Raw genomic sequence first — 25,674 nt, forward strand, 5'->3', positions numbered from 1 at the left:
GCTGGGGAAGTGGCCCATCAGGTCACGCGCGCCCGAAATCCTTACGCCAACCTCGACCGCATCAAACGGATTCACCGCCATCCGATGGCGGGAAAGATCGCGCTGGACGCGCTCGCGGTCGTCGTCGCGGTACTCGACGTCTGGCTGGTCATCCCCAGCAAGGCCCAGCCGTACTCGATCGTGCTCTCCGGTATCGCCTGCGCCGCCCTGGTGTTACGCAGACGGTTCCCGTTCGTCGCCGTACTGGTCACCATCCCCGGTTTCCTCGCGGGCTGGGCGCAGATCGCGGCGATGATCGCCCTGTTCACCCTCGCCAGGCGAAAGCTCTGGATGTGGCAGACCATGGCCGCGGGCGCGTTGGTGTTCCTGTCCCGGTACGTGCTGTGGCCGCTGTCCGACTTCGCCGACCTGAGCTGGCGCCAGCACATCCTCAGGGGCATCTACGGCGTGCTGATGGCCGGTATGCCCATCGCGCTCGGCCTGCTGATGGCACTGCGCAAGCAGCTGTCGGACCGGCTGGCCGAACTGGCCGAGAGCCGCGAGCGAGAACAGCGGCTGCACGAGCAGACCATCCGTTCCGCCGAGCGGGCCAGCCTCGCCCGCGAGATGCACGACGTCGTGTCCCACCAGGTCACGTTGATCGCCATGCAGGCGGGAGCGCTCGCGGTCTCCGCGCACGACGAGGAGTCCCGGCAGGGCGCCAACACGATCAGGCAGCTCAGCAAACGCACCCTGGACGAACTGCGTGACCTGGTCGGCGTGTTGCGATCCAGCACGGTCGACGACGGCGTGCACCCCGGCCTCGAAGAGCTGCCGCAGCTGCTGCGCAACTCCGAAGTCCCTGTCGAACTGGCCGAACAGACTGTGCCCGACTTCGTGCCGCCCGCCGTCTCCCGTGCCGCCTACCGGACCGTGCAGGAGTCGCTGACCAACATCCACAAACACTCGCCGGGCGCCAAAGCCATGATCCGGGTCTTCCCCTGCGGATCGGCGTTGATCGTCGAGGTGGTCAACGACGAGGCAGACCCCGAGATGGCGCACTACGGACGGCTCCCGTCCGGTGGGCACGGGCTGCTGGGCGTGCGGGAACGGGCGGCACTGCTCGGCGGCACGTTCCACGCCGGGCACACCCCGGACGGCGGCTTCCGAGTCTGCGTGACCTACCCGATGGAGACCTGACCACAGCAGCGCAAACCTCGTGAGTGGTTACCGGAGTTCTGACCCCGACAACCACTCACGAGGTTGTTTCTGGGCTCAGCCTTCGCGCTGTGCGCGGAGCTTGGCCAGCGCCTCGGCGAGGATCGCCTCGCCGTCCGCGTCCGACCTGCGCTCCTTCACGTACGCCAGGTGAGTCTTGTACGGCTCGTTCCGGGGCGCGTTGGGCGGCGCTTGCTGATCACGGCCGCCCGGCAGGCCACAGCGCGGGCAGTCCCACGACTCCGGCTCCTCCGCGTCGACCGCGAACGACGGACGAGACTCGTGCCCGTTCGCACACCAGTAGGACACTCGGCGACGCGGAGCGGACTCACCGCGTTCCGATTCGCCCATAGGTCCAGCGCCGACCCGGGTACCCCGGATCGCGTTACCACCAGCCATCGGCCCTCACACCCCCATCACACACGGACATCCCGCAATGATTGATCGGCGAACACTCGTACGTCCCCAGCGTGCAGGCGCTCACGCGATCTTGATCAGCAACCCGAGCCCGACGATGCAGATCAGCCAGATGACACCGACCACCAGCGTGGCCCGGTCGAGGTTCTTCTCGACCACGCTCGACCCCGACAGGCTCGACTGCATACCGCCGCCGAACAGCGACGACAACCCACCGCCACGGCCGCGGTGCAGCAGCACCAGGAGGATCAACAGCACGCTCGTGGCGACCAAACCGATTTTAAGAGCCAGTTCCATTTCATCCTCGCTGTCGCACGGCAGGACTCACAGGTTACCTCGTACGTGTCCCGCTTTGACCACGGGCCGTGCAAAGACCCAACACTTGTGTTACGTAAACACGGGAACCGGGAGTGAGGTTCCCGAATTTGTCACTTAGACGAAGGGTCCGCCCGCGGCCATGGCGGAAAGCTTCGTGAACTCCTCGCCGTCCAGGCTCGCACCGCCGACCAGCGCGCCGTCGATGTCGGGCTGCGCGATCAGGTCGGAGATGTTGTTCGACTTGACCGAGCCGCCGTAGAGCACGCGCACCGAGTTCGCGATCTCGGCGCCGTACTTCTCCTCGAGCTGTTTGCGCAGCGCACCGCACACTTCCTGGGCGTCGGCGGGCGTGGCGACCTTGCCGGTGCCGATCGCCCACACCGGCTCGTAGGCCACGACGACCTTGGCGACCTGCTCGGCCTTGAGGCCCTTGAGGTCGGCGACGAGCTGCTCGTTGCAGTGCGCCACGTGCCCGGCGGCCTCCCGCACGTCGAGCTTCTCGCCGACGCACAGGATGGGCGTGATGCCGTGCTTGAGGGCCTGCTTGACCTTCTTGTTGATCAGCTCGTCGCTTTCCTCGTGGTACTCGCGGCGCTCGGAGTGCCCGACCACGACGTACTGGCAGCCGAGCTTGGCCAGCATCGGGCCGGAGATGTCCCCGGTGTAGGCACCCGAGTCGTGCGGGGCGACGTCCTGCGCCCCGTGCTTGATCTGGAGCTTGTCGCCCTCGATCACGTTCTGCACGGCGCGGATCGCGGTGAACGGCGGCAGGACCGCGACCTCGACCTTGGCGTAGTACTTCTCCGGCAGCGAGAACGCGATCTTCTGCACCAGTGCGATGGCCTCGAGGTGGTTGAGGTTCATCTTCCAGTTGCCTGCGATCAGCGGCGTGCGGGCCATCTTGTGTCAGTCCTCCAGAACCTGGACGCCGGGCAGCTCTTTGCCCTCGAGGAATTCCAGCGACGCCCCGCCGCCGGTCGAGATGTGCGAGAAACCGTCCTCGGGCAGGCCGAGCTGCCGCACGGCCGCGGCCGAGTCCCCGCCGCCGACGACGCTGAAGGACTTGCCGTCCACCAGCGCCTGCGCCACCGCGCGGGTGCCGCCGGAGAACGCCTCGAACTCGAACACGCCCATCGGGCCGTTCCAGAACACGGTGGCGGCGTCGGCCAGCTTCGACGCGAACAGCTTCTGGGAGGCCGGGCCGATGTCCAGGCCCTGCCGGTCGGCCGGGATCGCGTCCGCCGCGACGACCTCGTGCGGTGCGTCCGCCGCGAACTCGGTCGCCGCCAGCACGTCCACCGGCAGCACGAGCTCGACACCGCGCTTGGCGGCCTCGTCCAGGAAGCCCTTGACCTGGTCGAGCTGGTCGGCCTGGAGCAGCGACTGGCCGACCTCGTGGCCCTGGGCCTTGAGGAACGTGTACGCCATGCCGCCGCCGATCAGCAGCCGGTCGACCTTGGTCAGCAGGTTGGCGATGACGCCGAGCTTGTCGGACACCTTCGCGCCGCCGAGCACGACGACGTACGGGCGCTCGGTGTCTTCGGTGAGCTTGCGCAGCACCTCCACCTCAGCGAGCACCAGGCCACCCGCGTAGTGCGGAAGGCGCTTTGCCACGTCGTACACCGACGCCTGCTTGCGGTGCACGACACCGAAGCCGTCGGAGACGAACGCGTCCGCGAACGCGGCCAGCTCGTCGGCCAGCGCACCGCGCTCGGCCTCGTCCTTGCTCGTCTCGCGTGCGTCGAAGCGGATGTTCTCCAGCAACGCGACCTCGCCGTCCGCCAGCGACTCCACGGTTGCCTTTGCCGACTCGCCGGTGACGTCGGCGGCCAGCTTGACCTCGCCGCCCAGCAGCTCACCGAGGCGCTTGGCGACGGGCTTGAGGGAGAACTTCGGGTCCGGCTCGCCCTTGGGGCGGCCCAGGTGCGCGGCGACGACGACACGGGCGCCCGCGCCCGTGAGCTGCTGGAGCGTGGGCAGCGAGGCACGCACGCGGCCGTCGTCGGTGATCGTCTCGCCGTCCAGAGGGACGTTCAGGTCGGCGCGTACGAGCACGCGCCGACCCGACACACCCTCGGCCAGCACATCAGCCAGGGTCTTCATGGTGTTGTGTTCAGCCGATCTTCGAGGCGACCAGGGTGACCAGGTCCGCGAGGCGGTTGGAGTAACCCCACTCGTTGTCGTACCAGCCGACGACCTTGACCTGGTTGCCGATGACCTTGGTCAGCGGGGCGTCGTAGATGCAGGACGCCGGGTCGGTGACGATGTCGGCCGACACGATCGGGTCCGTGTTGTAGCGCAGGATGCCCTTGAGCGGGCCGTCCGCCGCGGCCTTGAACGCCGCGTTGACCTCGTCGACAGTGGTGTCGCGGCCGACGTTGACCGTCAGGTCGGTCGCCGAGCCGGTCGGCACCGGCACGCGCAGCGCGTAGCCGTCCAGCTTGCCCTGCAGCTCCGGCAGCACCAGGCCGATGGCCTTGGCCGCGCCGGTCGAGGTCGGCACCACGTTCAGGGCCGCGGCGCGGGCGCGACGCAGGTCCTTGTGCGGGGCGTCCTGCAGGTTCTGGTCCTGCGTGTACGCGTGGATGGTGGTCATCAGGCCGCGCTCGACGGTGAAGGTGTCGTGCAGGACCTTGGCCAGCGGCGCGAGGCAGTTGGTGGTGCAGGACGCGTTGGAGATGACGGTCTGCGAACCGTCGTACTTGCCCTCGTTCGCGCCGAGCACGACCGTCAGGTCCTCGCCCTTGGCCGGTGCCGAGATGATGACCTTCTTGGCGCCACCCTCGTCGACGTGCTTGCGGGCGTCGGCGGCGTTGGTGAAGAAGCCGGTGGACTCGACCACGACGTCCACGCCGAGGTCCTTCCACGGCAGCTTGCCGGGGTCGCGCTCGGCCAACGCCTTGATGGTCTTGCCGTCGACGACGATGCCCTCGTCGGACACGCTCACGTCGTACGGGAGGCGGCCGAGGATGCTGTCGTACTTCAGCAGGTGAGCCATGGTGGCGACGTCGCCCAGGTCGTTGAACGCCACGATCTCGATGTCGTGGTCGCTCGCGTCGACGGCTCGCCAGAAGTTCCGGCCGATCCGACCGAAGCCGTTGACACCTACTCGGACCGTCACGGTGTGCTCCTCTGTTCGTGCTGTCAGGGGTGAGTCGGGCGAACCAACACTACTGCCCTGGTCCTGGCGCCATTGCCACAGTGCCGACCAGGTCACTTTATCGAATCAGAACCCGGACGGTTGAACCGGATATATTCCGGCGGCGTGATCTTCGGGTGAGAACCCGGACCGCAGTCCTTCCCACCACCTTGGAGGCATCTCTTGCCGGACCCCACTCGCCGCACTGTCGTGTGCGGCCTGCTAGCCGGTCTGGTCGCGCCGGTCTCGCTCGCCGCCTGCTCGTCCGCTGACACCCCACCCGCCGCCACCCCGCCCGCGAACGGCGGTGCCACGAGCGGCGGCTCGGGCGCCACCGCGTTGGCCAAGCTGTCCGACGTGCCCGTCGGCAGCGGGAAGATCGTCGACGGCGGACCCGGCAAGGTCCTGCTGGTGCGATCGAGCGAGACCGAAGTGCGTGGCTTCGACCCCGTCTGCCCGCACGCCGGTGTGGCCGTCAGCCCGCCGAAGGGCGGCACGATCACATGTCCCGGCCACGGCAGCGTGTTCGACGCGTCGACCGGCGCGATGAAGAAAGGACCGGCGAAGACCGGCCTGACCGCCGTCGCCGTGAAGATCGAAGGCGACTCGATCGTCACCGCGTAGGTCCCCTTTCAGTGATGACGCCGTGTGCGACAGGTACACGGCGTTATCCTTACCGCCATGGAGTGGTTGCGCATCTTGTCGTTCAGGAACGACGGCAGGCATCGGCCGGGCGGAATGCTGTCCGATTGACTGCGTGACCGCGGCATCGACTGGCAGCCGTTCGGCGACCAGGAGGTCCGCGTCGACCTGATGCGCGTCACGGGCGGCAAGTGCTGGTGTGCCGTCCGTGTCCACGAGGACGCGCTGCGCAGGCTGGGGCTACACCCCGACCAGCCCGCGTCGAAGATCGTCGGGCCCAGTCCGTGGTGGCCGACCGGTCGGCGTTAAGGTCCGGCTGTGCCGACTTACCAAGCCGCTGACGGTGTCTCGCTGCATTACGACGTCCTGGGGGACGGCGGCCCGATTGTCACGCTCGCGGGTGGGGCAGCGCGGCATCCGAGCTATCTCGGGGATCTCGCCGGGTTGACCGGTCTGCTCGTGCCGCACCTGCGTGGAGTCGGCGAGTCGCCGCTCGAAGGCCGGGCGTCGTACTGGGAGCAAGCCGAGGACATCGAGTCGTTGCGCGAGCATCTTGGGCTGGAACGCCTGACGATCGTGGCGCACTCGGCGGGCACCAGGTTGGCGATCTCGTACGCGGCGCAGTACCCGGAGCGCGCGGAACGCCTGCTGCTGGTCACCCCGCCCGCCGCGTATCTCGTCGACGTGCCGTCGGACGCGCCCGCGCTGATCGACGCCCGCCGTGGCGACCCGGTGCTCGACGCCGCGATCGCCGGGTTCGAAGCGGGCCCAGATCTGTCCACTGAGGACGCTTTTACCGCGTGGGCCGCGCTGACGGCACCGGTCGGTTACGCGGCATGGACGTCGGCGGAGCAGGAGCACGCGCGGATCGGCCGGTTCAGCCTGGCCGCGGCGCAGGCGTTCTTCAGCGTCGCGCCACCGGACGACCTGGCCGCGCGGCTCCAGGCCGTGACCGCTCCGACCCTGGTCGTGGCCGGTGCCCAGGACTGCCTCACCGGCTTGGCGCCGGTGGTCGCGTTGGCGGGCCTGTTCGGGAACGGCGAGGTCGCGGTGATCGAGGAGTGCGGTCACTACCCGTGGGTGGAACGACCGAGCGAGTTCCGGGCGGTGGCCGACAAGTTCCTCGCGTAGCCGACCAGCGCAACGAAGGCCACATTCGTAGCACTTTTGGCAACGAAGGCCACATTGGTTGCACTAACCCAGGTCGTTGAGCCGTTCGACGGCCGGGCCCGCGTGCTGCCGCACCCACTCCGACGCCCGGACGCCGGTCGACGGAATGAGGATCACGGTGTCCACGCCGAGCTCGGCGTACTCGGACATCCGCGTGGTGAACGCGTCCAGCCCTTCGCCGCTGAGCGCGTCACCGGCGCCTGCGATCGTCTTGCCGACTGTGTCGTAGTCGCGTCCGACGGCCTCGCAGTGCTCACGCAGCACGTCGAGCTTGCGCCCGATCTCCTCCAGACCGAGCTGGAAGAACAGGTTGCACTCGTCCGCGTACCGCGCGACCAGCCGCAACGTCTTGCGTTCGCCACCGCCGCCGATCATGATCCGCGGCCGGGGTGAGCTGACCGGCGGCGGAACGCACAGCGTCTCCGCGAGTTGGTAGTGCGTGCCGTCGAACGGCCCGTTGGCGTCCGGGTCCCACATCCGCAGGCAGATCCGCAGGGTCTCCTCGAGCCGCTCGAACCGCTCCGCCACAGGCGGATAGGGAACGCCGAGCCCCCTGTGCTCGCGGTCGTACCAGGCGGCACCGATCCCGAGCGTCGCTCGCCCACCCGACAGCACGTCGAGCGTGGTGGCGATCTTGGCCAGCAGGCCCGGGTGCCGGTAGGTCACGCCGGTGACCAGCGCGCCGAGCCGCGTCGACGACGTGTGCGCGGCCAGGAAGCCGAGCGTGGCGTAGGCCTCGAGCATGGCCGCTTCCGCGCCGCCGTTGTGTTCCATCTGGAAGTAGTGGTCCATCACCGAGATCCAGCCGACACCCGCCGCCTCCGCCGCCTCGGCCGTGGCCGCCAGTTCGTCGCGCAGCTCACCGGCCGGTTCGTCGAACCTGGTGATGTGGATGCCGAGTCGCACTTCGCCATCGCCCCTTCTCCGTGTGCCCCGTCACACCGACGCTATCGCCTGGAGCGCGCTCCAGGTCAACTCCACGCGTCCCCACGGGCGAACCGGGCCTGCCTGTCCACACAGGACAGCAGGAGAGCAGGGCCTAGACCTCTTCCTCCAGCATCTCCGCGGTCACCGCCGACTCGGTCGGCGGCAGGCCGAGGTCCTTCGCGCGCTTGTCGGCCATGGCGAGCAGGCGGCGGATGCGGCCCGCGACCGCGTCCTTGGTCATCGGCGGTTCGGCGAGCTGGCCGAGTTCCTCCAGCGACGCCTGCCGGTTGGCCAGGCGGAGCTTGCCCGCGGCGGTGAGGTGTTCCGGTGCTTCGGGACCGAGGATCTCCATCGCGCGCTGCACGCGGGCAGCCGCGGCGACGGCGGCACGCGCCGAGCGGCGGAGGTTCGCGTCGTCGAAGTTCGCCAGGCGGTTGGCCGTCGCACGGACCTCGCGGCGCATCCGGCGCTCTTCCCACGCCAGCACGGAGGAGTGCGCGCCGAGCCTGGTCAGCAGCGCGCCGATCGCGTCACCGTCCCGGATGACCACCCGGTCCGCGCCGCGGACCTCACGGGACTTGGCCTGGATGCCGAGCCTGCGGGCCGCGCCGACCAGCGCCAGCGCCGCCTCCGGCCCCGGGCACGTGACCTCAAGCGCGGAGGACCGGCCGGGTTCGGTCAGCGAACCGTGCGCCAGGAACGCGCCGCGCCACGCGGCTTCCGCGTCGCAGACTCCGCCGGACACCACAGCCGCGGGCAGGCCGCGCACCGGACGGCCGCGCGGGTCGAGCAGGCCGGTCTGCCGGGCCAGCCCGTCACCGTCCTTCACGACGCGCACCACGTACCTGGTGCCCTTGCGCAGGCCGCCGGACGTGATCACGTGCACGTCGGCGTGGTGCCCGTAGAGCTCGTGGATCTCCTTGCGCAGTCGTCTCGCCGCCGAACCGGTGTCCAGTTCGGCTTCGACAACCACGCGGCCGCCGACGATGTGCAGCCCACCCGCGAAACGCAGCAGGGAGGACACTTCCGCACGGCGACAGCACGTCTTGGACACAGCCAGTCTGCTCAGCTCGTCCTTGACTGCCGCGGTCATCGCCACGTGTCCTCCTCTCCCCCGCCGGGCTCACGCCCTGCGTATCCCACCATCTCCTGGCCGCCCACGCTCGTCGTTCCGGCTAACGCGTGCCTCAAACTCCGCGCGAGCGCGCCCGGGTCGTGCCGGTCCGGCGCTCCCGGCGTCGCCACCGGGGCCAGGTGCGCCCGCGCGCCGAGCACGGCGGCGGCGGTCCGCAGCCGGTCCGGCGTGGGCACCGCGTTCGCGTCGGCGATGACCGCGTCCACACGGAGCTCTGGAGCGTGCTCGCAGAGTACGTCCAGATGTTGCTCAGGTGAGAACCCTGCCGTCTCACCCGGTTGTGGTACAAGGTTCAGCACGACCACACGTGTCGCTTTGGTCTCAACCAGCGCACGGTGCAGCTCTGGCACCAGCAGGTGCGGCAGCACGCTGGTGAACCACGACCCGGGCCCGAGCACCACGAGGTCCGCCGAGCGGACCGCGGCCAGCGCCTCGGGGCACGCGGTCGGCACATCCCCGTCGTGGGTCTGCACGCCGATCCGCCGGACCCGGCCCGGCGTGGTGGCCACAGCCACCTGACCGCGGATGCGGCGGACCGCAGCCGGGTCCTCGTCGAGTCCTTCCACGTCGGCCTCGATGTCCAGCGGTTCGCAGGACATCGGCAGCACCCGGCCGGTGATGCCGAGCATCCGCGCGGCCTCGTCGAGCGCGGCGACCGGATCGCCGAGCACCTCGATCAGACCGGACAGCACCAGGTTGCCGATGGCGTGCCCGGCGAGCGCGCCCGTACCGCCGAAGCGGTGCTGGAAGACCGAGTTCCACAGTTTGGCGTTGTCGTCGGCGCCCGCCAGGGCGACCAACGCCTTGCGCAGGTCACCGGGCGGGAGCATGCCCAGTTCCCGGCGCAGCCGGCCCGAGGAGCCGCCGTCGTCCGCGACTGTGACCACGGCTGTCACGTGCGGGGTGATCTCGCGCAACGCGCCGAGCGTGGCGTGCAGCCCGTGACCACCGCCGAGCGCGACCACCCGCGGTGCGCCCAGCGCCGGCCCCGTGGACCCATCTATCACTCGCGCCCCAAATCCCGGTGCACGACCTTCACAGCCACACCATCCTCTTTGGACAACCTGGTCGCCAGCTCTTCGGACATCGCCACACTGCGGTGCTTGCCGCCGGTGCAGCCGATGGCCAGCGTGAGGTACCGCTTGCCCTCGCGCCGGTAGCCGGCGCCGATCAGCCGAAGCAGCTCGTGGTAGCGCTCGAGGAAGTCCTCGGCGCCCTCCTGGGTCAGCACGTAGTTGCGGACCTCGTTGTCCAGCCCGGTCTGCTCGCGCAACTCCGGGATCCAGAACGGGTTCGGCAGGAACCGGACGTCCATCACCAGGTCGGAGTCCATCGGCAGGCCGTACTTGTAGCCGAACGACAGCACCGTGACGCGGGTCTGCATCTCCTCCGCGCCACCGAACGCGTCCTCGATCTTGGCGCGCAGCTGGTGCACCGACAGCGACGTGGTGTCCAGGACCAGGTCCGCTTCCTCGCGCAACGGGGTCAGCAGGTGCCGCTCGGCCTTGATGCCGTCGATCAGCCTGCCGTCGCCCTGCATCGGGTGGCCCCGGCGGACGTGCTCGAACCGCCGGATCAGCAGCTCGTCGGTGGCTTCGAGGAACAGCACGCGCGGCTTGTACGCACGGGCGTCCAGGTCCCTGATCACCGACGACAGGTCCTCGGTGAACGCGCGGCTGCGCACGTCCATCACCACCGCGACCTTCGTGATCGCGCCCCGCGCCTGCACGCCGAGCTCGACCATGGTCGCGATCAGCTCGGGCGGCAGGTTGTCCACGACGAACCAGCCCAGGTCCTCGAGGCACTTGGCCGCCGTACTGCGGCCCGCGCCGGACAGGCCGGTCACCACCGCCACTTCGATCCCGGATTCAGACATCGTTCCCCTCTTTGTCCCTGTCTCGGACGAGTGCCGCCGCGACGGCGGTCGCGGTGTGCCTGCCCACTCCAGGCACCTCGCTGATCTCGTCGATGGTCGCCGCGCGCAGCCGTTTCAGCGAACCGAAGTGCTTGATCAACGCGGTCTTCCTGACCTCGCCGAGGCCGGGCACCTCGTCGAGGGCCGACGTGGTCATCCGCTTGGCCCGCTTCTCGCGGTGGTAGCGGATTGCGAAGTCGTGCGCGGCGTCGCGCACCCGTTGCAGCAGGTACATCGCCTCGCTGTTGCGCGGCAGGATGTACGGCTCGCTCTCGGCGGGTAACCAGATCTCCTCGAGCCGCTTGGCGATCCCGATCACCGCCACGTCACCGATCCCCATCTCGGTGAGCACGTCCGCGGCCGCGTTGGCCTGCGGCCCGGCGCCGTCGACCACGAGCAGGTTGGGCGGGTAGGCGAACTTCTTCGGCCTGCCGGTCACCGGGTCGATGCCCGGCGTGGACCCGTCCGGCGCGGTCTCGCTGAGCATCCGGGCGAACCGGCGGCGGACGACCTCGGCGATCGACGCCACGTCGCCCTCGGCCTCCCGGATGGCGAACCGGCGGTTCTCGGACTTGCGCGGCAGGCCGTCCTCGAACACCACCAGTGAGGCGACCACGTCCATGCCCTGGGTGTGGCTGATGTCGATGCACTCGATCCGCAGCGGCGCGGTGTCGAGGCCGAGCTGGTCCTGTAGGTCCTGCAACGCCGCCGAGCGTGCGGTCAGGTCTCCGGCGCGCTTGAGCTTGTGCTGGACGAAGGCCTCTTTGGCGTTGCGCTCCACGGTTTCCATCAGCGCGCGCTTGTCACCGCGCTGCGGAACCCGCAGCTGCACACGGGAACCGCGCAGCGCGCTGAGCCACTCGGCGATCGCGGGGGCGTCGTCGGGCAGCTCCGGCACGAGCACCTCGCGCGGCACGGCGTTCTCGACTGACTCGACCGCGTCGACGGTCTCGGCCGAGGCGTCCGCGCCCGCCTGGTCGCCGTAGAACTGGCTGAGGAACTGGTCGACGAGGCCCGCGGTGCCCGTCTGCTCCGGCTTCTCGATCACCCAGCCGCGCTGGCCGCGGACGCGGCCGCCGCGGACGTGGAAGACCTGGACGGCCGCTTCGAGGTCGTCCTGCGCGAAGGCCACGACGTCGGCGTCCGCGCCGTCGCCGAGCACGACCGCTTGTTTCTCCATCGCCCGCTTGAGGGCGCCGAGGTCGTCACGCAGCCGGGCCGCGCGCTCGAACTCGAGCTCGGCGGCGGCCTCCTGCATCTCCTTCTCCAGGCGGCGCATCATCACGTCGGTGCGTCCCGCGAAAAACTCACAGAAGTCGTCGACTATGCGGCGGTGCTGAGCGGCGGTGACCCGTCCGACGCACGGCGCCGAGCACTTGCCGATGTCACCGAGCAGGCACGGCCTGCCGATCCGGGCCTGCCTGCGGAACACGTCCGGCTTGCACGTCCGCGCCGGGAACACCCGCAACAGGACGTCGAGCGTCTCCCGCAGCGCCCACGCGTGCGCGTACGGGCCGAAGTAGCGCACACCCTTGCGGCGCGCGCCACGGTAGACGTGCAGCCTCGGGAACTCCTCGTTGAGCGTGACCGCGAGCACCGGGTAGGACTTGTCGTCGCGGTAGCGGACGTTGAACCGCGGGTCGAACTCCTTGATCCAGTTGTATTCCAGCTGCAGGGCCTCGACCTCGGTGGTCACCACCGTCCACTCGACCGACGCCGCCGTGGTGACCATCTGCGCCGTGCGCGGGTGCAGCCCGGACACGTCCGCGAAGTACGAGTTGAGCCTGCCGCGCAGGCTTTTGGCCTTGCCGACGTAGATCACGCGGCCGCCGGAGTCGCGGAATTTGTACACGCCAGGCGCGTCCGGGATGGTTCCGGGCGCGGGACGGTAACTCACACGACGGTCGGTCGACGGTTCGGCCACCAGACAAGCCTAGGCGCTCGGTCTGACACTCTGTCGAGTGACCACCGTGTGCGTGATCAGGCGGAACAGGCACCTGTCCGTGAAAGACGGCCGGTTCACAGGTCGCCGGGCTCACCGCTGGCGAAGAAATTGTCCACGTCCACGAAGCGGTCGGACAGCGTGGTGACCTGATCCGGGCTGATCGTGACTTCCGGACCGTCGCCGCAACGGATCGTGACGGCGGGCCGGTAGACGGACAGCGTGATGGTCTCGTCCCCTGGAATGGTCCAGGTGCGCAGCGGTTCCATGGCGTCAAATATCGCATACCAAGCGATCGCGAGCGATCACCAAGTAGTGCGAACCTGCTGGACAGTGCGGGTATTGCCGGGGTTATGACAGTGGTGACTAGATCACCGGAGGCGCCACATGGCGAATTCCCCGGGTCGGCCGACCATCAAGTCTCGGCAAGTGGCGATCGAGCCAAGACGGCACCGCAAGCAAGCGGGCCTGTCGACGACTCAGGTAGGCAAGCCGCGGGCCGCACCCAGGCCTCGACGGCGCGTTCATGATCATGGAAGTGCCGGGCGGTCCTCCTGTGTTGTACCAGGAAAGCAAGACCCGCAACGCATTCCTGGAGCAGGAAGACCTCGATGTCCATATGCTGGCATGGCGACGGATCGAGGCTGTGGCGCTCTGCCCGGACGACTCGGTGGCAAGGATCGCCGCGGCGGACCTTCACTAGAGGGGCGATCATGGAGTGGCGCAAGAGCACCCGCAGCGGGAACACGAACAACTGCGTGGAGATCGCCAACACCGGGCCAGTCGTCGGAGTCCGCGACTCCAAGAACCCGGCACCGACTCTCGCCTTCGACCAGAACGCTTGGTCCGCCCTGGTTGGCCTCGTGAGTGGTTATCGGGGTTAGAACCCCGATAACCACTCACGACAGCCAATCACTCACGAGGTACTGTCAATAAGTCCCAACCAATGCCGGATGTCCGGATCGGGCGCTTGCTCGTAGCGTGCGCGGCGGCTCAGCCGACCGCTCACCCCACGGGGGTCCCCGATGCGAGTTCGCCATTGTCTGATCCTGGCCGCCGGCCTGTCGCTGTTGTCCGCTGTGCCCGCGCTGGCCGATCCGCCCGGCACCGGACAGCCGGGTGAGTACCGCCCGGTTCGCGGGCCGTCGGCGCCCGCCGAACACAGGTTCCTGCAGAAGGCGATGCGCGGCGAGACGATCCCGCGGCACGCGCACGACATCGCCGCCCAGGAGGCCGCGAAGCTGCCGGTCGTCGGTGCGCGCTGGCAGTCGTTGGGGCCGACCAACATCGGCGGCCGGATCGTGAGCCTGGCGCTTGATCCCCAACGGGCCGACACCGTGTACGCGGCCGCGGCCAGCGGCGGGCTCTGGCGCTCGACGGACGCGGGCCGCACCTTCGCACCGGCGTGGCCGGACAGTTGGACGCAGGCGATGGGCGCCGTGGCGGCCGCGCACGACGGGACTCTGTACGTCGGCACCGGCGAACCCAATCCGGGCGGCGGCAGCGTGACCTACGAGGGCACCGGCATCTACCGCTCCACCGACGGGGCCAGGACCTGGCAGAACATCGGCCTGCGGGACTCGGGGACGATCGGCGGGATCGCGGTCGACAGGACCGATCCGAAACGCCTTCTCGTTGCCGCCAACGGATCGCTGTACAGCCCTGGCGGCGACCGCGGCGTCTACCTGAGCGCCGACGGCGGAACGACCTGGCGACGCGTGCTCGACGTGGCCAACGAGTTCACCGGCGCGGTGGACGTCCAGATCGACCCGGCGAATCCCAAGCGGGTGTACGCCGTGCTGTGGGATCACCGCCGCACACCGGTCAAGCGCACCTACGGCGGCGAAGGGTCCGGCGTGTTCCGCAGCGAGGACGGCGGCCTGACCTGGCGACGGCTCGGTGGTGGGCTGCCGGCCGCCGGACCGGACGTCGGGCGGATCGGCATCGGTGTCGCCACATCCGAGCCGGGCCGGGTCTATGCCATCGTCACCAGCACCGCCGGGCCGTTCGCGAGTTTCCACACGTCCGCGGACGCGGGCACGACGTGGACCAGGCTGCCGGAGCCGGACGTGCTGCGAACGTCGCAGTCCTCGTTCGGCTGGTGGTTCGGCAAGATCTGGGTCGATCCCGACGACGCCAGGCAGGTGCACGTCGCCGGTGTCCCGTTGCTGACCACGAAGGACGGTGGGGGCACGTGGACCGCCGACGGCACCACGATCCACGTCGACCAGCACGCGATGATCTGGGACCCGCGCCGACCGGGTCGCGTGTACCTGGGCAACGACGGCGGCGTGTACCGGTCGGACGCGGACGGCCTAGGCGGCTGGGTCAAGGCCGAACACGAGCCGTACACCCAGTTCTACAGCGCCGCGATCACCCCGCAGGACACGTCCCGGATCTCGGGCGGCACCCAGGACAACGGCTCGCTGCGGTCGTGGAACGGAGAGGCGTTCAACGAGTACCTCGGCGGCGACGGCGAGGAGAACCTGATCAACCCACGGGACAAGCAGAACGTCTTCGCGTGTTACCAGTACGGCAACTGCTTCCGGTCGGCCGACGGCGGCGACACCATGACGTACTTCGCCCCGGCGACCACGTCCGACCGCCGCAACTGGTTCACACCGGTGCAGTTCGACCCGTCCGACCCGAAAGTCCTCTACTACGGCGGGAACCGGCTCAACCGGTCGGCCGACGGCGGCGTGACCTGGACGCCGATCAGCCCGGATCTCAGCGGTGGGCCCGGCCAGGACACCTATCCGTTCGGCACGATCACCACGGTCGCCGCCGCGCCGTCGGATCCGCGGACGATCTGGGCGGGCACCGACGACGGCCGCGTCTGGATCACCCGTGACCTCGGGGCGACGTGGACGAAGGTCCTCGACGGCCAGCCATGGGTCACCAGGATCGCGGTATCCGACCACGACGCGGCCACCGCATACGTCACGCTGTCGGGCTACCGCTCCGGTTCGGACCAGCCGCACGTGCTCGTGACCCGGTCGGCGGGCGCGCGGTGGTCCGACGTCTCCGGCAACCTCCCGTCGGCGCCGGTCAACGACGTGCTCCTCGGCCGGGCCGGGTTGATCTACCTGGCCACGGACCAAGGCGTCTTCGTCGGCCACACCGCGATCAGGGGTCACTGGGTCAGACTCGGTCACGGCATGCCACGGGTCGCGGTCGACGACATCGAGTACGACCCGCGCAACCACCGGCTTGTCGCCGCGACGTTCGGCCGGGGCCTCTACACCACTGCCGTCCCGTGAGACATCGGATGAGTCACCCGAAATGATCAGTACTCCGATCGGGTAACCCGGCCGGTCGCCACCGGCGCGCGGCACACCGCCGTCTACGGTGAGCACTGGGCGCTGGAGCCTCGCGGGAGGGCGCATGATCGAGCCGGGCAGGCGATGGATGGGCGTCGCACGCAGCACGGACGGCGCGAGCCGAGCCGCGGCGGCCCAGGCGGCGCGTGCCGCGCTCACCGGCGTCGGCCCGAAGCTGCTGATCGTCTGGTTCGCGATCAGCCACGACCCGACCGAGGTGCTCGCCGGTGTCCGCGACGCCGTGCCGGACGTACCGCTCATCGGGTGTTCGACGCACGGCGAGATCGCGCCGGGCGGCCCGAGCGACGGCACGGTTGTGGTGACGGCCATCGGCGGGCCGGGTATCGAGGTGACCACGGCGGTCGCCGAGGCCGTGTCCGGGCGGCAGCGGGAGGCAGGCGCGGAGATCGCGCAGTGCGCGCTACGGGCCCGTGCGGACCTGCCGCATCGTGTGCTGCTGATGCTCACCGACGGCCGGATCCGCGACCAGGAGGCCATTCTGCGCGGCATCTACGGCGTTGTCGGGGCGAGTGTGCCGCTGATCGGCGGCGCCGCGGGTGACGGCTGGCAGATGGAGCACACCCTGGTGATCGGCGACGACCGGGTGCTGGTCGACGCGGTCGTCGGCGTGACGATCGCGTCGGTCTCGCCGGTGGCGGTCGCGGTCGGCCACGGCTGGCGCAAGACCGGCGACCCGATGATCGTCACCGGCGCGGGCAACGGCCGGGTGTACACATTGGACGACCGACCGGCGATGGACGTCTACCTCGACCGGCTCGGCGCGCCGCGGGAGGCCTACGTCGACAGGGACGCCTTCCGGGATTTCGCCCTGTCGAGGCCGTTGGGGGTGCAACGGCGCAGCGGCGCCGAGGCGCGCAACATGGCCACCGAGATCGACATCGAGGGCCGGTCGATCGGCTGCGGCACCGCGATCGACCACGGCGGGCTGGCGTGGGCGATGACCGGCGACGTGGACTCGATCCTCGCGGCGACCGACGCCGTGTGCGAGAACGTGCTGGCCGGTCTCGGCGGCCGGGAGCCAGTAGGCTTGCTCGCGTTCAGCTGTTCGGCGCTGCGCGCCGTCCTCGGCGACGAAGGCATCACATGGGAGAACGAACGGATCGCCAAGTGGGCGCGGAACACGCCGTTCTCCGGCTTCTACACCTACGGGGAGATCGCACGGGTGCGCGGCATCGACGGTTTCCACAACCAGACGCTCGCGGTGCTGGCGATCAGCTGAGACGACCGCACACCGGATGACGACCGAGGACGGGTGGCTGCAGGGCCAGCAGCTGTTGGAACTGCTGGCCGTGATCTCGTCGTACCCGGACGAGGAGTCCGCCGTCCACGGCGCGGTCGAACGCGCGGCTCAGGCGTTGGAGGCCGAGGTCGCCGCGGTCGTGATGGGCACGAGCGTGGTCGCGTCGGTCGGGTTTCCCGCCGGGCAACTGCCGGAGGACGACCTGGTCGCTGTGACGACCCTGCGACGGGACAGGCTGACGGTGCCCGGGGTCGGCGAGTGCCCGGTGACGACGGCGAGCTGGGGCGGCACGCACCCGGGCAGCCTGGTGCTGGCCAGGTGGGACGCGGCGTTCACCGTGCAGGAGCAGTCGCTGGTGCGCGGGATGGCGCGGCTGCTGGAGCTGACCCTGACGATGCTGCGGACGCTGGAACGCAGTGAACGCCAGGCAGCCGAGAACGCCGAGTTGCTGAAGTCGTTGCGGCAACGCCAGCGGCTGGTCGAGCACCTGTTCGACATCCAGCGCGCGATCTCGCGGCGCCGCCCCCTCGCCCAGATCCTCGACATGATCACCGGCGCGGCGCAGGACCTGCTCGGCGACGAGGTCGTGGGCCTGTGGCTGCGCGAGTCACCGGAGGGTGACGACGCCAAGCTGGTCGCGCACGTCGGGCTGCGCACCGGGGTCGCCCGCAGACGACCGACCATTCCGCTGGCCGAGGCCGGTGCGGCGGGTCAGGCCATGCTCACCGACGACGTCGTCGTGCTGCACGGGTACACCGAGACGTCGACGTTGATCGCCGAGCTGACCGACGGGCGGCTGCGCGCGTCGATGGCCGCGCCCGTGCACGACAGCGGCGCGGTCAGCGGCAGCCTGATGGTCGGTTCGCACCAGCAGACCCGCGGGTACAGCGCGTCGGACGTGCAGACCCTGCGGGCGTTCGCCGAGCACGTCAGCCTCGCGCTGACCGACGCCAACACCGTCGACCGGATGTACCAGGCCTTCCACGACTCGCTGACCGGGCTGGCCAGCCGTGGCCTGTTCCTGGAGAAGCTGGCCAAACGGCTCGGCGCGGCCGAGCACGACGGCAAACGGGTGGCGTTGCTGTTCTTGGACCTCGACCGGTTCAAAGCGGTGAACGACAGCCTTGGCCACGCCGCGGGCGACGACCTGCTGACCATCACGGCGGGCAGGCTCAAGGCCCAGCTGCGCGCGACCGACGTCGCCGCCCGGTTCGGCGGCGACGAGTTCGCGGTGCTGCTGTACGGCGTCGCGACCACGGCGGACGCGGTGCGGGTGGCGGAGCGGATCCTGCGGACTCTCGGCGAGCCGATGCCGGTCGCCGGGCGGCACCTGCGCGTGAGCGCCAGCATCGGCATCGCGCTGAGCACGCCGGGGATGCCGGACCCGGCTGACCTGATGCGCCGCGCGGATGTGGCGATGTACCAGGCGAAGCGCAACGGGCGCGGCCGGTTGGAGGTCTTCACCGACGAGATGCTGCTGTCGTTCCCCACTTCGGACTGAGCAGACCGGGCCGACACCGGGGATCCACGTTTGGACAGGGGCTGACACGCCGGGCGCACCGGCCCACGATGGGGCCGACATCCCCGGTGTGAAGGGACGGCGGGCCGTGCGAGTTCTTGTGGTCGGATCGACTGGGACGTTGGGCGGTGCCGCGCTGCCGCAGCTGATCGCCGCTGGTCACCGGGTGACCGGGTTGGCGCGCAACGACGAACGCGCCGCCGTGGTCAGGGAACGGGGTGCGGAACCGGTTGTCGCGGACCTGTTCGACGTCGAACAGCTCACGGACGCGCTCGAGGGGCACGACGCCGTCGTCAACCTGGCGACGCGGGTTCCCGTTGGCGGCAAGCTGATCCGCTCGTCGTCGTGGGCGGAGAACGGCCGCATCCGCGTCGAGGGCAGCAAAGCACTCGTGCGGGCGGCGACCATGGCCGACGTCGGGATCCTGGTGCAGGAAGGGGTCGCGTTGGCGTACGCCGACGGCGGCGACCGCGAACTGGACGAGGACGCACCACTCGACCTGACCGGGCCACCGGCGACGTCGGTGGCCGCGCACGACACGGTCGCGGGGTTCGCGCGGGACGGGCGGATCGCGGTCCGGCTGCGGATCGCGAACGTGCACGGAGACGAGCCGCTGACCCGGTGGATCGTCAAGGGCGCCAAGGGTTTCGGCCCGTCGTACTTCGGCTCGAAGAACGGCTGGATCACCCCGGTGCACCCCGACGACGTCGGGTCGGCGGTGGTGGCGGCGCTGACCGCGCCGAGCGGCGTGTACAACGTCGGCGCGACGCCGCTGCGCAAACACGAGTTCGGCGCAGCGGTCGCGGCGAAGGCCGGGGCCCGCAGGGCGCGGACGGTGCCGTTCGCGTTCGGGTTCCTGAGGATACTGGCGCGCTCGCAGCGGGTGGTGTCCACGAAGCTGACCGAGGCGACGGGCTGGAAACCGGAACGGCCGGTCGTGACCCCGGAGTGGTTCCCGGCCCCCTAGCGGTACGCCCGTTGTGGCAAAATTCGTCGGATGGGAGACCGGCTGAGGGTGCAGCGTGGCGGTTCCGGCGACGCGGTGGTGTTGCTGTTGCACGGTTTGGGTGCCACCGGAGACGTCTGGCACGGCGTGCACGAGCAGCTGGCGAACGGCCCATGCCGCTGGATCACCCCTGATCTGCCAGGTCACGGCGGCTCCGCGCCCCTGCCCCGCTACACCTTCGGGCACATGGCGGCGGCGCTGGTCGAGCTGATCGACGACGAGGAACACGTGGTCGTGCTCGGTCACTCGCTGGGTGGCGTGCTGGGTCTGACGCTGGCCAGCGGCTGGTTCGGCGGCTCGGTGGACCGGGCGTGCGGCCTGGGCATCAAGGTGGCGTGGTCGGCGGCGGAGCTGTCCGGCGCGAAGGCGTACGCGCAACGCCCGAACAAGCTCTACGTGGGCCGCACCGAGGCAGCCGAGCGCTACCTGAAGGTGTCCGGCCTCGGCGGCCTGGTCGACGTCGACGATCCGCGGGTGGACTTCGGCCTGGTCGGGACCCCGGACGGCTGGCGGCTGGCGTGTGACCCGAAGACGTTCGCCGTCGGGCGACCGGACGTGCCCGGCCTGCTCGCCGCGAGCCAGGCCGAGACCGTCCTCGCGGTGGGCGAGCAGGACCAGATGTGCAGCCCGGAGCAGGTCCGCGAGGTCGACGAGAACGCCGTCGTGCTGCCCGGCCTCGGCCACAACGCGCACGTGGAGGACCCCGGCGCGATGGTGAAGCTGATCTCCGACCTGCTCAGCTAGTGGTTGCGACCGCCGGGCGGCTACTCCGCCGCGGTCGCCTTGAGCCTGCGGAGCTCACGCATCGCGACCACCGAGCGTTCGCCGTCGATCGCGGGGATCGCCATGATCGTGACGTACTCGTCGTCCGGCAGTTCCAGCCGCGCCCACGACGCGCCGTCGGGGAAGCTGACGTGCTCGACGTGCTTCCACTCGTAGCGACGGGTGCCGATGAGGTTGCGGACCTCGATGCCCACGGCGTCGGCGCGGACGCGGGACCGCGTGAACATCAGGACGATGACGGCGAGCACGATGCCGATCCCGACCATCGCGACCTGGTCGGAAACCTGGAAGTAGGCGCCGGTCCACTCGCTGCGCAGCAGGAACGCGACCACCGTGAACACCGCGACGAACAGCACCGCGATCACGATGGCCACGTACCGGACCTTGCGGGGGCGGAACTGGAACTCCGGCGCGTGCTCGGTTCGCCCACTCGTCGGTTCTGTCACTCGAATCCTCGTTCTGTCCATGGCTGGCGCAGGCCCCGCAGCACCATCGCGGCCTCCAGCGCCGCCGCACACGCCTCGAAGCCCTTGTCCTCGACCGAATCCGGGAACCCGGCCCTGGCGAGGGCCTGCTGCTCGTCGTTCACCGTCAGCACACCGTTGCCGACCGGGGTGCCTTCGTCGAGGGACACCCTGGTCAGGCCCGCCGTCACCGCGTCGCACACGTACTCGAAGTGCGGCGTCCCGCCACGGATGACGACACCGAGCGCGACGACGGCCTCATGGTGCTTGGCCAGTTCCTGGCAGACCACCGGCAACTCGATCGCCCCGGCGACCCGGACGACCGTCGGCTCGACGATCCTGGCCCGCTTGGCCGCGTCCAGCGCGCGTTCGAGCAGGGTGTCCGTGATCTTGCCATGCCACCTGGTGGCCGCGATGGCCAGCCGGATGCCCTCGCACTCCGGGACCGAAGCCTCCGGCCGCCCTTCGCCGCTCACTGCCGCGTTTCTCCTTCGAACTGTTCCAGGTCGCCCAGTTCGTGGCCCATCCGGTCACGCTTGGTACGCAGGTACCGCAGGTTCTCCGGGTTGGGCCACACCGACAGCGGCACACGATCGACCACTGTCAGGCCATAGCCTTCCAGACCCACGCGTTTGGCCGGGTTGTTGGTCAGCAAACGCATGGTCTTCACGCCGAGATCCGACAGGATCTGCGCGCCGGTGCCGTAGTCACGGGCGTCCGCGGGAACACCGAGCGCCAGGTTCGCGTCCACGGTGTCCACGCCGTTGTCCTGCAGCTGGTACGCCTGGAGCTTGTGCATCAGGCCGATCCCCCGGCCTTCGTGCCCACGCATGTACAGCACGATCCCGCGGCCCTCGGACGCGACCGCTTCCAGCGCCGCGTCGAGCTGGGGACCGCAGTCGCAGCGCAGCGAGCCGAACACGTCACCGGTCAGGCATTCGGAGTGCACCCGGACCAGGACCTCGGTGCCGTCGCCGATCTCGCCGTAGACCAGCGCGATGTGCTCGATGCCGTCCAGCAGGCTGTCGTAGCCGACGGCGCGGAACGTGCCGTGCGCGGTCGGGATGCGGGCCTCGGCGACCCGGGTGACCTGCATCTCGTTGCGGCGCCGGTAGGCGATCAGCGCGGCGATCGAGATGATCGTCAGGTCGTGCTCGGCCGCGAACACCTCGAGCTCGTCGCGGCGGGCCATGTCGCCTTCGTCCTTCTGGGACACGATCTCGCAGAGCACACCGGCGGGCCGCAGCCCGGCCAGCACCGCGAGGTCGATGGCGGCCTCGGTGTGCCCGGCACGCCGCAGAACGCCGCCTTCCTTGGCACGCAACGGAACCACGTGCCCCGGGCGGTTGAAGTCGGTGGGCTTGGTGTCCTGGTCGGCCAGCAGCCGGATCGTGTGCGCGCGGTCGGCGGCCGAGATCCCCGTGCTGACGCCGTCACGCGCGTCGACGGTGACCGTGTAGGCGGTGCCGCGGCGGTCCTGGTTGGTGTGGAACATCGGCGGCAGGTCGAGCCGGTCGCAGTCGGTCTCGGTCAACGGCACGCAGATGTACCCCGACGTGTACCGGACCATGAACGCGACCAGTTCGGGCGTGGCCTTCTCGGCCGCGAAGATCAGGTCGCCCTCGTTCTCCCGGTCCTCGTCGTCGACCACGATCACCGGACGCCCCTCGGCGATGTCCTTGATCGCTTTCTCGATGTCGTCCAACCGGGCCACGGCGCCTCCTTCAGAACCACTAGTGCTCATTGTGGCCCTGCCCAGCCCCGGTTGCCGTCGCGATGTGAGGCACAGCAAGTCGCTCGACGTACTTGGCGAGCACGTCGACCTCGAGGTTGACCACGTCACCGGGCCGGCGGAGCCCCAGTGTGGTCAGTGACAACGTGGTCGGGATCAGGGCGACCGAGAACCTGTCACCCTGCACGGCGGCGACCGTCAGCGACACGCCGTCGATCGCGATCGAGCCTTTTTCCACGACGTACTTGGCCAAGTCGGCAGGAAGGTCGAACGTGGTCAGGCCGTCGTCGTCGCGGGAGACGAACACGCCCGTCCCGTCCACGTGGCCCTGCACGATGTGGCCGCCGAGCCGGTCGCCGAGCGCCATCGCGCGCTCGAGGTTGACCTGGTCGCCCGCGTGCGCCTTGGCCAGGCTGGACCGCAGCAGTGTCTCGTGCACCACGTCGACGGTGAACGCGCCGTCGGCGACGTCGACGACCGTCAGGCAGACGCCGTTGACCGCGATCGAGTCGCCGTGTTTGGCGTCGGACGTGACCAACTGGCCCGCGACCGTCAGCCGCGCCGCGTCGGGCAGCGGATGGACGGCCGTGATCTGGCCGCGCTCCTCGACGATCCCCGTGAACATGCTCAGATCCCTCCCCTGGTGCGCGCCGCGCGGTCACGCAGCGCCGAGATGGCTTTCCCGGGGTCGTCGGCGTTGTAGACCGCCGAACCCGCCACGAAGCAGTCGACCCCGGCCTCTGCTGCCAACTCGATCGTCTCACTGTTGATTCCGCCGTCGATCTCGACGAGGACGTCGAGGTGCCCGGTGTCGACCAGTTCGCGCGCGGTGCGAACCTTGCCGAGCACGTCGGGGATGAACGACTGGCCGCCGAAGCCCGGCTCGACCGACATCACCAGCAGCGTGTCGTAGTGCTTGAGCACCTGCACCCACGGCTCCAGCGGGGTCCCCGGCTTGATCGACAGGCCGGCCTTCGCACCGGCCGCCCGCAGGTCCTTGGCGAGCTTGACCGGGTCGGCCGCGGCCTCGGCGTGCACGGTCACGTTGTACGCGCCCGCTTCGGCGTACCCGATCGCCCAGCGGTCGGGGTCCTCGATCATCAGATGGCAGTCCATCGGGATGTCGGTCGCCTGCAGCAACGCCTTGACGACGGGCAGGCCGAGCGTCAGGTTCGGCACGAAGTGGGCATCCATGACGTCGACGTGCACCCAGTCCGCCCCGGCGATGGCGGACAGCTCGTCGGCCAGGCGGGCGAAATCGGCGGACAGGATGCTGGGCGCGATCATGGGCTGTTCTGCGGACACGGACGAAAGTCTATGGTCGATCGGTTCCGGTCACCGGCAGGGCGTCCAGGACGCCCGTCCACGGTTGGTCGGGCGAGACGGTCGTCACAACGGCACCGGCGCCACGCAGGGTCGCGAGATGTCCGCGCCACGCGGGGTGCCGTGCCTGCTCAGGCGACAGTTGCGGGCACACCGACACGTGCACGCCCGGGTTGCCGAGCGCTTCGCACAGCACGGTCAACGCCTGGTTGTCCGCGATGCCGAGCGCGAGCTTGGCTGTGGAACTGGCGCTGGCCGGGACGAACAGGAACGTGCTCGGATCCGGGTGCGGGCGTGGCTCGCCGGGCAACCGGGACTCGCTGCGGACCGGCAGGTCGGTCAGGGAAGCTACGCGGTCGAACTCGCCGCTCGCCCTGAACCACCGCTCGGCCGTCGGGGTGAGCGTGATCGCCAGCCGCCAGCCGCGCTCGGCCGCCGGTTTCGCGATCTCGTCGTACAGCCGCCGCTCGACGCCGTAGCACGCGGCGGCGACCAATCCCAGAACAGCTATGACTCGTCCTCCTGCTGGCGTTGCTTGGCGGCCCTGCGCTGCTGCTCGGCGCGTTCACGGCACTTGCGCAGGAACTCCTCGTCGTCGTCCGGGCTCATCGCCACATGCCGCCCCGGCCGGTCGTACTCGGGGAACCGGCTCGGCGACTGCCTGGCCTGCCGGTAGCCACCGCCCGAGCCTTCCGGGCGGCCCGCGACCAGCCAGAGGATCGAGCCGACCAGCGGCAGCAGCAGGACGATGAACAGCCAGCCCATCTTGGGCAGGTTGCGCGTGGTCCCGTCGACCGTGGTGATCACGTCGACGAGACAGAAGATCCAGAGGCCCATCACCACGATGCTGAACAGGCCACCGGCGAACAACGGCATGATGTGTTCTCCACCCCAGGAAGACATGGTCCGCTCGAAGGGCGCACAGTGTGCCAGGTCTGCCCGGGCGGGCGGTTCCCAGGGTCCGGACGCCGCCCCCGATTGCCGGACAGGACCGCGGTGATGCCGCTTGAATACGCGGCATGACACGACGCACTGCCATCGCGGGCATGGTCTCCGCGCTGATGCTCGGCCTGACCGCGGCCGGAACCGCCGCGCCCGTCACCGCCGAGAAGACGCCCGGTGAGCCCTACAAGCGCACCGAGCTGTACTTCGGCGGCAACAGGCCGGACGGCTCGCCGATCACCCCGGCGGACTTCGAACTGTTCCTGGACAAGGAAGTCACGCCCGCGTTCCCGGACGGCCTGACCTGGCTCGACGCGCACGGCCAGTGGAAGGGCGGCAAGGAGGACTCGTACGTGCTGATCCTGCTGTACCCGTACGACAAGCGGAGCGCCGGTCGCGAGATCGAGGAGATCCGCTCGGACTACAAGAAGCAGTTCCAGCAGGAGTCCGTGCTGCGCGCCGACAGCGTGGAACGGGTCTCGTTCTAGCGCGCAGCGAGGAACGGCGTCGAGAAACGGTCCC

At 69.7% G+C, this 25,674-nt stretch carries 29 protein-coding genes and 1 pseudogene; 12 read left to right on the top strand and 18 right to left on the bottom strand.

The annotated features are described in order from the left end of the window. Positions 1 to 84: 84 nt before the first annotated feature. Positions 85 to 1,179, top strand: coding sequence for a sensor histidine kinase (locus ALI144C_RS39385; RefSeq protein ID WP_076992322.1), 1,095 nt, complete (start codon positions 85 to 87; stop codon positions 1,177 to 1,179). Between the two features lie 75 nt (positions 1,180 to 1,254). On the opposite strand, the gene ALI144C_RS39390 is transcribed toward ALI144C_RS39385, so the two are convergent. From ALI144C_RS39390 to gap, 5 genes are all read right to left on the bottom strand, one after another. Then, on the bottom strand, positions 1,255 to 1,596 hold the full coding sequence (locus ALI144C_RS39390; RefSeq protein ID WP_033385843.1) for an RNA polymerase-binding protein RbpA: 342 nt from the start codon (positions 1,594 to 1,596) through the stop codon (positions 1,255 to 1,257). Between the two features lie 81 nt (positions 1,597 to 1,677). After that, entirely contained in the window at positions 1,678 to 1,911 is a 234-nt protein-coding gene (secG, locus tag ALI144C_RS39395; protein ID WP_042196955.1) for a preprotein translocase subunit SecG, read from the bottom strand. Positions 1,912 to 2,046: 135 nt separating this feature from the next. Beyond that, positions 2,047 to 2,832, bottom strand: a complete 786-nt coding sequence (tpiA, locus tag ALI144C_RS56935; protein WP_076992323.1) for a triose-phosphate isomerase — start codon at positions 2,830 to 2,832, stop codon at positions 2,047 to 2,049. Positions 2,833 to 2,838: 6 nt separating this feature from the next. Then, positions 2,839 to 4,035, bottom strand: a complete 1,197-nt coding sequence (locus ALI144C_RS56940) for a phosphoglycerate kinase (RefSeq protein WP_076992324.1) — start codon at positions 4,033 to 4,035, stop codon at positions 2,839 to 2,841. A gap of 10 nt (positions 4,036 to 4,045) precedes the next feature. Then, a complete protein-coding gene (gene gap, locus ALI144C_RS39410) occupies positions 4,046 to 5,053 on the bottom strand; it encodes a type I glyceraldehyde-3-phosphate dehydrogenase (protein WP_076992325.1) in 1,008 nt (335 codons plus the stop codon). A 201-nt stretch (positions 5,054 to 5,254) separates the two neighbouring features. Between gap and ALI144C_RS39415 the strand changes: the two genes are divergently transcribed. The 3 genes from ALI144C_RS39415 to ALI144C_RS39420 all read left to right on the top strand — a co-directional run bounded on the left by ALI144C_RS39415 (position 5,255) and on the right by ALI144C_RS39420 (position 6,844). Further along, complete coding sequence (locus ALI144C_RS39415; RefSeq protein ID WP_076992326.1) at positions 5,255 to 5,695, top strand: Rieske (2Fe-2S) protein; 441 nt, start codon at positions 5,255 to 5,257, stop codon at positions 5,693 to 5,695. Positions 5,696 to 5,884: 189 nt separating this feature from the next. Then, positions 5,885 to 6,022, top strand: coding sequence for a hypothetical protein (locus ALI144C_RS55970; protein WP_168211469.1), 138 nt, complete (start codon positions 5,885 to 5,887; stop codon positions 6,020 to 6,022). Positions 6,023 to 6,031: 9 nt separating this feature from the next. Next, complete coding sequence (locus ALI144C_RS39420) at positions 6,032 to 6,844, top strand: alpha/beta fold hydrolase (protein ID WP_076992327.1); 813 nt, start codon at positions 6,032 to 6,034, stop codon at positions 6,842 to 6,844. Positions 6,845 to 6,907: 63 nt separating this feature from the next. Here ALI144C_RS39420 and ALI144C_RS39425 read toward each other — a convergent pair whose 3' ends face one another. From ALI144C_RS39425 to ALI144C_RS39450, 6 genes are all read right to left on the bottom strand, one after another. Continuing rightward, the gene (locus tag ALI144C_RS39425) at positions 6,908 to 7,789 is read right to left on the bottom strand and encodes an LLM class F420-dependent oxidoreductase (protein WP_076992328.1); all 882 of its coding nucleotides are present in this window, start codon (positions 7,787 to 7,789) and stop codon (positions 6,908 to 6,910) included. Between the two features lie 133 nt (positions 7,790 to 7,922). Next, the gene (whiA, locus tag ALI144C_RS39430; protein ID WP_033385886.1) at positions 7,923 to 8,909 is read right to left on the bottom strand and encodes a DNA-binding protein WhiA; all 987 of its coding nucleotides are present in this window, start codon (positions 8,907 to 8,909) and stop codon (positions 7,923 to 7,925) included. Continuing rightward, positions 8,900 to 9,952: a gluconeogenesis factor YvcK family protein gene (locus tag ALI144C_RS39435; RefSeq protein WP_330359640.1), complete on the bottom strand. Its 1,053-nt coding sequence runs from the start codon at positions 9,950 to 9,952 to the stop codon at positions 8,900 to 8,902. Before ALI144C_RS39435 ends, whiA begins: the two co-directional genes overlap by 10 nt. After that, the gene (gene rapZ / locus ALI144C_RS39440; RefSeq protein WP_076992329.1) at positions 9,949 to 10,821 is read right to left on the bottom strand and encodes an RNase adapter RapZ; all 873 of its coding nucleotides are present in this window, start codon (positions 10,819 to 10,821) and stop codon (positions 9,949 to 9,951) included. Before rapZ ends, ALI144C_RS39435 begins: the two co-directional genes overlap by 4 nt. Continuing rightward, entirely contained in the window at positions 10,814 to 12,784 is a 1,971-nt protein-coding gene (uvrC, locus tag ALI144C_RS39445) for an excinuclease ABC subunit UvrC (RefSeq protein WP_076992330.1), read from the bottom strand. Before uvrC ends, rapZ begins: the two co-directional genes overlap by 8 nt. 95 nt (positions 12,785 to 12,879) lie before the next feature. After that, entirely contained in the window at positions 12,880 to 13,071 is a 192-nt protein-coding gene (locus tag ALI144C_RS39450) for a hypothetical protein (protein WP_076992331.1), read from the bottom strand. Positions 13,072 to 13,307: 236 nt separating this feature from the next. On the opposite strand from ALI144C_RS39450, the pseudogene ALI144C_RS55975 reads away from it, so the two are divergent. From ALI144C_RS55975 to ALI144C_RS39480, 7 genes and pseudogenes are all read left to right on the top strand, one after another. Continuing rightward, positions 13,308 to 13,505: pseudogene (locus ALI144C_RS55975) on the top strand (Scr1 family TA system antitoxin-like transcriptional regulator); the annotation flags it as partial. Positions 13,506 to 13,515: 10 nt separating this feature from the next. Continuing rightward, positions 13,516 to 13,686, top strand: coding sequence for a DUF397 domain-containing protein (locus ALI144C_RS39455; RefSeq protein ID WP_076992332.1), 171 nt, complete (start codon positions 13,516 to 13,518; stop codon positions 13,684 to 13,686). A 141-nt stretch (positions 13,687 to 13,827) separates the two neighbouring features. Beyond that, a complete protein-coding gene (locus ALI144C_RS39460) occupies positions 13,828 to 16,062 on the top strand; it encodes a WD40/YVTN/BNR-like repeat-containing protein (protein WP_076992333.1) in 2,235 nt (744 codons plus the stop codon). Positions 16,063 to 16,186: 124 nt separating this feature from the next. Beyond that, entirely contained in the window at positions 16,187 to 17,362 is a 1,176-nt protein-coding gene (locus tag ALI144C_RS39465) for an FIST signal transduction protein (protein ID WP_083753791.1), read from the top strand. A 16-nt stretch (positions 17,363 to 17,378) separates the two neighbouring features. Beyond that, positions 17,379 to 18,884, top strand: a complete 1,506-nt coding sequence (locus ALI144C_RS39470; RefSeq protein WP_076992334.1) for a sensor domain-containing diguanylate cyclase — start codon at positions 17,379 to 17,381, stop codon at positions 18,882 to 18,884. A gap of 106 nt (positions 18,885 to 18,990) precedes the next feature. After that, on the top strand, positions 18,991 to 19,869 hold the full coding sequence (locus tag ALI144C_RS39475) for an NAD-dependent epimerase/dehydratase family protein (protein ID WP_076992797.1): 879 nt from the start codon (positions 18,991 to 18,993) through the stop codon (positions 19,867 to 19,869). Positions 19,870 to 19,899: 30 nt separating this feature from the next. Next, on the top strand, positions 19,900 to 20,652 hold the full coding sequence (locus ALI144C_RS39480; RefSeq protein ID WP_076992335.1) for an alpha/beta fold hydrolase: 753 nt from the start codon (positions 19,900 to 19,902) through the stop codon (positions 20,650 to 20,652). Positions 20,653 to 20,672: 20 nt separating this feature from the next. On the opposite strand, the gene ALI144C_RS39485 is transcribed toward ALI144C_RS39480, so the two are convergent. From ALI144C_RS39485 to ALI144C_RS39515, 7 genes are read right to left on the bottom strand one after another with little or no spacing between them, the layout of a single operon-like run. Then, on the bottom strand, positions 20,673 to 21,137 hold the full coding sequence (locus tag ALI144C_RS39485) for a PH domain-containing protein (RefSeq protein WP_076992336.1): 465 nt from the start codon (positions 21,135 to 21,137) through the stop codon (positions 20,673 to 20,675). Beyond that, positions 21,134 to 21,631, bottom strand: a complete 498-nt coding sequence (gene ribH, locus ALI144C_RS39490) for a 6,7-dimethyl-8-ribityllumazine synthase (protein WP_076992337.1) — start codon at positions 21,629 to 21,631, stop codon at positions 21,134 to 21,136. The genes ALI144C_RS39485 and ribH overlap by 4 nt, the downstream gene beginning before the upstream one ends. After that, positions 21,628 to 22,899 carry a bifunctional 3,4-dihydroxy-2-butanone-4-phosphate synthase/GTP cyclohydrolase II gene (locus ALI144C_RS39495; protein ID WP_076992338.1) on the bottom strand — a complete coding sequence of 424 codons (1,272 nt, stop codon included), beginning with the start codon at positions 22,897 to 22,899 and terminating at the stop codon, positions 21,628 to 21,630. Before ALI144C_RS39495 ends, ribH begins: the two co-directional genes overlap by 4 nt. Next, entirely contained in the window at positions 22,889 to 23,512 is a 624-nt protein-coding gene (locus tag ALI144C_RS39500; RefSeq protein WP_076992339.1) for a riboflavin synthase, read from the bottom strand. The genes ALI144C_RS39495 and ALI144C_RS39500 overlap by 11 nt, the downstream gene beginning before the upstream one ends. A 2-nt stretch (positions 23,513 to 23,514) precedes the next feature. Next, the gene (gene rpe / locus ALI144C_RS39505; RefSeq protein ID WP_076992340.1) at positions 23,515 to 24,174 is read right to left on the bottom strand and encodes a ribulose-phosphate 3-epimerase; all 660 of its coding nucleotides are present in this window, start codon (positions 24,172 to 24,174) and stop codon (positions 23,515 to 23,517) included. Between the two features lie 28 nt (positions 24,175 to 24,202). Further along, entirely contained in the window at positions 24,203 to 24,706 is a 504-nt protein-coding gene (locus tag ALI144C_RS39510; RefSeq protein ID WP_441297594.1) for a flavoprotein, read from the bottom strand. Positions 24,707 to 24,717: 11 nt separating this feature from the next. Then, entirely contained in the window at positions 24,718 to 25,086 is a 369-nt protein-coding gene (locus ALI144C_RS39515; protein ID WP_076992342.1) for a PLD nuclease N-terminal domain-containing protein, read from the bottom strand. A gap of 143 nt (positions 25,087 to 25,229) precedes the next feature. Between ALI144C_RS39515 and ALI144C_RS39520 the strand changes: the two genes are divergently transcribed. Continuing rightward, positions 25,230 to 25,640 carry a DUF3574 domain-containing protein gene (locus ALI144C_RS39520; RefSeq protein ID WP_076992343.1) on the top strand — a complete coding sequence of 137 codons (411 nt, stop codon included), beginning with the start codon at positions 25,230 to 25,232 and terminating at the stop codon, positions 25,638 to 25,640. Positions 25,641 to 25,674: the final 34 nt, after the last annotated feature.

This window comes from Actinosynnema sp. ALI-1.44 (genome assembly GCF_001984155.1).
Classification (GTDB): domain Bacteria; phylum Actinomycetota; class Actinomycetes; order Mycobacteriales; family Pseudonocardiaceae; genus Kibdelosporangium.